We start from the raw sequence: 5,362 nt of genomic DNA on the forward strand, positions 1-5,362 counted from the left end.
GGGGAGTCCCCCCGAACCCCAGGACCCCAACAGCCCCACCAATCCCCTCAGTCCCCGCAGTCTCACCAGTCTCCGGACGAGGCTCCCCCGGGGCCCCCGCCGGAGTGACCGACCCGGCCCGGCGCCCCGTCCGCCACACGCACCCGAGCCGTACGCCACGTACGCATCGCAAGACAGGAGGCAGGGGCCGCTGCCCGGATCGTCCGGGCACCGCCCCACGCAGCATCATGCAGACCAATCACCCTCAGCGAACCGGGCCGGCCGACCGGCCCGGACCGTACGACCAGGCAGGACAGTACGAGCAGGCCGGACAGGCCGGAAAAACCGCCGGAACCGCCGACAACAGCCTCACCTGGCTGCTGGAGAACCTGCTCGAACGCACCCCGGGCACCCGGCACGCCCTGGTGCTCTCCCGCGACGGACTCAAACTGTGCTGGACCCCCCATCTCACGCTCGACCAGGCCGATCAGCTCGCCGCGATCTGCTCGGGCATCCAGGCGCTGGCGCAGGGGGCGTCGGTCGAGTTCGGCAACGGCAGCGGCGGCGTACGGCATTCGATGACGGAGTTCCACGGGGGGCTGCTCTTCATCGTGGAGGCGGGCGACGGCGCCCATCTGGCGGTGGTGGCGGCGGACGGCGCCGACCCGGGCGCGGTCGGACACCAGATGACCGAGCTGGTCGAGCAGATCGGCGAGCATCTGCGGGCCGAGCCCCGGACACCGGTCCCGGAGAGCCCGCTGTCATGACCCGCCGCCCTGTCGACATGGGCGACCCGGACCGGCTCTACACCGTCACGGGTGGCCGCAGCCGCGCCGAGGACGACCTCTTCGACCTGGTGACACTGATCGTCAGCGAGTGCCGGCCGTCACCGGGCATGCAGTCGGAGCACGCGCGGATCCTGGAACTGTGCCGGCACCCCGTCGCGGTCGTGGAGATCTCCGCGGAGCTGCGGCTGCCGGTCACGGTGGTACGGATCCTGCTGGGCGATCTCCTGGCGACGGGGCGTATCACCGCACGTCATCCCCGGGCGGCGCGCTCACTCGTCGACCTGCCCGACTCTGCCCTCTTGGAGGAGGTGCTCCATGGACTCCGCAACCTCTGAACTGACCGGCCGCACCCCGCTGGTCGACACGGCGGAGACCGGACTGAAAATCGTGATCGTGGGCGGATTCGGCGTCGGCAAGACCACGCTGGTCAGATCGGTGAGCGAGATCCGCCCGCTGAACACCGAGGAGCTGATGACGCAGGCCGGCGTCGGCGTCGACGAGGCCGGTCCCACCACGAAGACGACCACCACCGTGGCCTTCGACTTCGGCCGGATCAGTCTCAACGACCGTATGGTGCTGTATCTGTTCGGCGCCCCGGGCCAGGAACGCTTCTGGTTTCTGTGGGACCGCCTCTTCGCGGGCACGCTGGGCGCCGTCGTCCTGGTCGACACGCGCCGGATGAGCGATTCCTGGTACGCCATCGACCGCCTCGAACACCACCGGACACCGTTCGTGGTGGCGGTCAACCGCTTCGACAACGACCCCGCCGCCTTCTCGCTGGCCGAGATACGGCAGGCCCTGGCGCTGTCGGCGCATGTTCCACTGATCGAATGCGACGCCCGGGTCCGCTCGTCCGGCAAGCGTGTGCTGATCAGCCTTGTCGACCACCTTCATGAACTGGCCATGGCCCGGGAGATGACACCATGACCGACCTCACTGATCCAGGTACGGGACCCGGGGCCCCGGGCGGCCAGGCGCCGCCCCCGGGGTGCCCCGCCCACGCGGACGCGATCCCTCTCAGCGGGCTGGAGTACCAGCAGACCCCCGCCGAGCTGTACCGCGCGATGCGCCGGGACCACGGCGCGGTCGCGCCGATCCTGCTCGACGGGGACATTCCGGCCTGGCTGGTGCTCGGCTATGCCGAGGTCACCTATGTGACGGCCCACGACGAGCTGTTCGCCCGGGACTCCCGGCGCTGGAACCAGTGGGACGCGATCCCCGCCGACTGGCCGCTGATGCCGTTCGTCGGCCATCAGCCCTCCGTGCTGTTCACCGAGGGCGCCGAGCACCAGCGGCGGGCGGGGGTGATCACCCAGGCGCTGGAGGGGGTCGACCAGTTCGAACTCGCCCACTGGAGCCGGTCGATCGCGCACCGGCTGATCGATGCCTTCGCCGGGAGCGGCCGGGCCGAACTGATGGCCGCGTACGCCCACGCGCTGCCGATGCGGGCGGCCGTCCAGATGTGCGGGATGCCCACGGGTGCCGACACCGAGGAGCTGGTGCGCGATCTGGGGATCTCGCTCGACGCCCGCGAGGGCGACGATCCGGTGGCCGCGTACACCCGGGTGCAGGAGCGCATCCAGCGGCTGGTCAAGGACAAGCGGACGGCACCGGGCCCGGACGTCACCTCCCGGATGCTGGAGCATCCGGCGGGGCTGGCGGACGAGGAGATCGTGCAGGATCTGATCTCGGTGATCGCCGCGGCCCAGCAGCCGACCGCGAACTGGATCTGCAACACACTGCGGCTGCTGCTGACCGACGACCGTTTCGCGCTCAATGTCTCCGGCGGCCGGCTCAGCGTCGGCCAGGCGCTGAACGAGGTCCTCTGGCTGGACACCCCCACCCAGAATTTCATCGGCCGCTGGGCCGTGCGCGACACCCAGCTCGGCGGCCGGCAGATCCGGGCCGGGGACTGTGTGGTGCTGGGGCTCGCGGCGGCCAACACCGATCCGGGGATCTGGCCCGAGGGCCATATCGGCGCCGAGAACTCCGCGCATCTGTCCTTCGGCAACGGCGAGCACCGCTGCCCCTATCCGGCGCCGCTGCTGGCCGATGTCGTCGCCCGCTCGGCGGTCGAGACACTGCTGGAGCGGCTGCCGGACGTGGTGCTCGCCGTGGAGCCGGAGGAACTCGCCTGGCGGCCCTCGATCTGGATGCGCGGCCTGACCGCCCTGCCCGTGCGGTTCACTCCCGTCGTACGGTGAGGGCCCGGCCGCTCATACGGTGAGGGCCCGGCCGCTCATACGGTGAGGGCCCGGCCGCTCATACGGTGAGGGCCCGGCCGCTCATACGGTGAGGGCCGGGCCGCTCATACGGGGGTGGGCTGCCCCGGCGGCGCCGGTCACACCGGGGGCGTGCGTGTCCGCCGGTCACACCGGGGTGAAGCGCACCGGCAGGGATGCCGGTCCGCGGGTGAACACGCCCTGCTCGGTGGGTGCGAAGCCGTCGGCCAGCCGCATGTCCGGCATCGCGTCCAGCAGTTGGTTGACGCCGACCTGCACCTCGGCCCTGGCGAGCAGCGCCCCGACGCAGAAGTGCCGCCCGAGCGCGAAGGCCAGATGGTCGGCCGCGGCGGAGAAGGCGGTGGTCGTGGTGAGGTCGTCGCGGAAGATGTCGAAGGTGTCCGGGTTCCGGTAGCGGTCGCCGTCCCGGTTGGCGGCGCCGATCAGACAGGTGACGGTGGCCCCGGCTGGAATGGTGCCACCGCTGACGGTGACATCGGCCGCGGTCTGCCGCATGATCATATGGACCGGCGGGGTGTAGCGCAGGGTCTCCGCGAACGCCCGGTCGATCAGGTCCCGGTCCGCCCGTACGGCCTCGAACTGCTCGGGGTGGGTGAGCAGATTGGCGAAGAGGCTCGCGATGGCCTTGTCGGTGGTCTCGCCGCCGGCCGCGAGCAGCAGGCTGCAGAACGCCTTGATGTCCTCGTCGCTCATCCGCACCCCGTCGACCTCGGCGGCGCAGAGCGCGGACAGCAGATCGTCGCCGAGGTGTTCACGGCGCTCCTCGATGATCGGGAACAGATACTCGGCGAACTCGATCCGGGTCCGTTCACCGGCCGCCGTGACCTCCGGATCTCCGGCGAGGTTGCCGAGAAAGGCGATGACGGTGGTGTACCAGCCGTGGAAGCGGTCGTGGTCGGCCTTGTCAAGACCGAGCATGTCGGCGATGACATTGACGGGGAAGCGGGTGGCGAAGGAGTCGACGAGGTCGGCCTCGCCCCGGTGCCGTACGGCGTCGATCAGTTCACGCGCGTTGCGCTCGATCACCGGCAGGAACTTCTCCTGGAGGTCCCTGCCGCGGAAGGCGGGGGCGACGAGCGCCCGCCGTACCGAGTGTTCCCGGCCACTGAGCTGAAGGATCGTCTTGCCGTGCACCGGCTCGACCTGCCAGTCGTAGTTGTCGGTGGTGTACAGCGACTCCTTGTCCTTGAACGCCCGCTCGACGTCCTCGTAACGCGAGATGAGATAGCTGTTGGTGGCCTCGTGCCAGATCAGCGGGGCATCGGCTCGCATGGCGCGGTAGGCCGGGTAAGGATCCCGCGCGAACTCGGGCGACAGGATGTCGGGGACCTGCTGGGCGGTGGCCATGAGCGCTCCTCAGCCGTAACGGACAACGCACCCAACGATATTGAGCGAACATCGGCCAGGACAGACCGAGACGGTGGGGGTCCTGGTCGAATCCCGTTGTCCGTTGTCCGTTGTCCGTTGTCCGTTGTCCGTTGCCCATGCCCATTGCCCGAGGGCCGGGGCGGCCGGGGCGGCCGGGGCGGCCGGGGCGGCCGGGGCGGGTGGGGCGGGTGGGGCGGGGGGGGGGGGGGGGGGGGGGGGGGGGGGGGGGGGGGGGGGGGGGGGGGGGGGGGGGGGGGGGGGGGGGGGGGGGGCACAGTGGCGTGAGCGGCCTGCGGATACGCGAGAAACTCAAGGAGCGCGTCGGCCGCGGGGGCGGCTCAGTGGCTCCCGGGACTGGGACTCCAGCTTGCGCCTCGCCCGGGACACATGCTGTTCCACCGTACGGGGCGACAGATGCAGGGTGGCGGCGATCTCCCGGTTGGTGAGTCCCGCGGACGCCAGGTCGACCACCTCCTGCTCACGCGGCGAGAGCTGGTCCCCATAGCTGGGGCGCCCGCGCGGGCGGTGCTCGGCCGATGGCCGGTGGGCGCGCAGGGTGGCGCGTACCCGGGCGGCGTCCCAGCTCGCGCCCAGCGCGGTGAGCCGCTCGACACAGTCGGCGAGGGACTCCACGGCCGCGGCGACGGATTCGGGGTCGGGCTCGGGGCCGACTACGGATTCGGCGTCGGGGTCCGGGTCGGGGTCGGGCTCAGGGTCGGCGACGGATTCGGGGTCCGGGTCGGGGTCGGTACGGGGTGCCGCGCCCTGGCCGCTGACGTGCCCGGCCACCCCACCGGCCCCGCCTTCCTCGACGGCACCACCGCCCCCGGCGGCCCGTGCGTCGCCGCTCGCCCCGGCGGCCCCCGCCGCCGCCAGGACGCAGGTCTCGGCCGCCTCCGTGGCGAGGATCGCCGCGTACGGGCGGGGCATGGCGGCGTACGCGGCGGCGGCCTGCCGGAAGTGGATGACGGCGTCGGCCGGTCG

The 5,362-nt window shown here is 71.7% G+C and carries 6 protein-coding genes; 4 read left to right on the forward strand and 2 right to left on the reverse strand.

Annotated elements, in window-relative coordinates; all coding sequences use genetic code 11:
• Positions 1 to 227 precede the first annotated feature (227 nt).
• Genes ACWF94_RS32415 through ACWF94_RS32430 form a run of 4 tightly spaced genes read left to right on the forward strand, consistent with a single transcriptional unit; the run spans position 228 to position 2,971 of the window.
• On the forward strand, positions 228 to 746 hold the full coding sequence (locus tag ACWF94_RS32415) for a roadblock/LC7 domain-containing protein (protein ID WP_453496689.1): 519 nt from the start codon (positions 228 to 230) through the stop codon (positions 744 to 746).
• On the forward strand, positions 743 to 1,102 hold the full coding sequence (locus ACWF94_RS32420; RefSeq protein ID WP_453496692.1) for a DUF742 domain-containing protein: 360 nt from the start codon (positions 743 to 745) through the stop codon (positions 1,100 to 1,102). The genes ACWF94_RS32415 and ACWF94_RS32420 overlap by 4 nt, the downstream gene beginning before the upstream one ends.
• The gene (locus ACWF94_RS32425) at positions 1,083 to 1,694 is read left to right on the forward strand and encodes a GTP-binding protein (RefSeq protein WP_453496695.1); all 612 of its coding nucleotides are present in this window, start codon (positions 1,083 to 1,085) and stop codon (positions 1,692 to 1,694) included. Before ACWF94_RS32420 ends, ACWF94_RS32425 begins: the two co-directional genes overlap by 20 nt.
• Positions 1,691 to 2,971, forward strand: a complete 1,281-nt coding sequence (locus ACWF94_RS32430; protein WP_453496697.1) for a cytochrome P450 — start codon at positions 1,691 to 1,693, stop codon at positions 2,969 to 2,971. The genes ACWF94_RS32425 and ACWF94_RS32430 overlap by 4 nt, the downstream gene beginning before the upstream one ends.
• 165 nt (positions 2,972 to 3,136) lie before the next feature.
• Here the strand turns inward: ACWF94_RS32430 and ACWF94_RS32435 are convergent, their stop codons facing one another.
• Positions 3,137 to 4,357, reverse strand: coding sequence for a cytochrome P450 (locus tag ACWF94_RS32435; RefSeq protein WP_453496700.1), 1,221 nt, complete (start codon positions 4,355 to 4,357; stop codon positions 3,137 to 3,139).
• Positions 4,358 to 4,687: 330 nt separating this feature from the next.
• A partial coding sequence (locus ACWF94_RS32440; RefSeq protein WP_453496703.1) for a helix-turn-helix transcriptional regulator occupies positions 4,688 to 5,362 on the reverse strand: 675 nt, incomplete at its 5' end.

It is taken from the genome of Streptomyces sp. NPDC055078, from assembly GCF_053607985.1.

Coding starts and splice junctions, on each gene's coding strand:
- ACWF94_RS32415 (WP_453496689.1), top strand. CDS start 228: ATGCAGACCAATCACCCTCAGCGAACCGGGCCGGCCGACCGGCCCGGA.
- ACWF94_RS32420 (WP_453496692.1), top strand. CDS start 743: ATGACCCGCCGCCCTGTCGACATGGGCGACCCGGACCGGCTCTACACC.
- ACWF94_RS32435 (WP_453496700.1), bottom strand. CDS start 4,357: ATGGCCACCGCCCAGCAGGTCCCCGACATCCTGTCGCCCGAGTTCGCG.
- ACWF94_RS32430 (WP_453496697.1), top strand. CDS start 1,691: ATGACCGACCTCACTGATCCAGGTACGGGACCCGGGGCCCCGGGCGGC.
- ACWF94_RS32425 (WP_453496695.1), top strand. CDS start 1,083: ATGGACTCCGCAACCTCTGAACTGACCGGCCGCACCCCGCTGGTCGAC.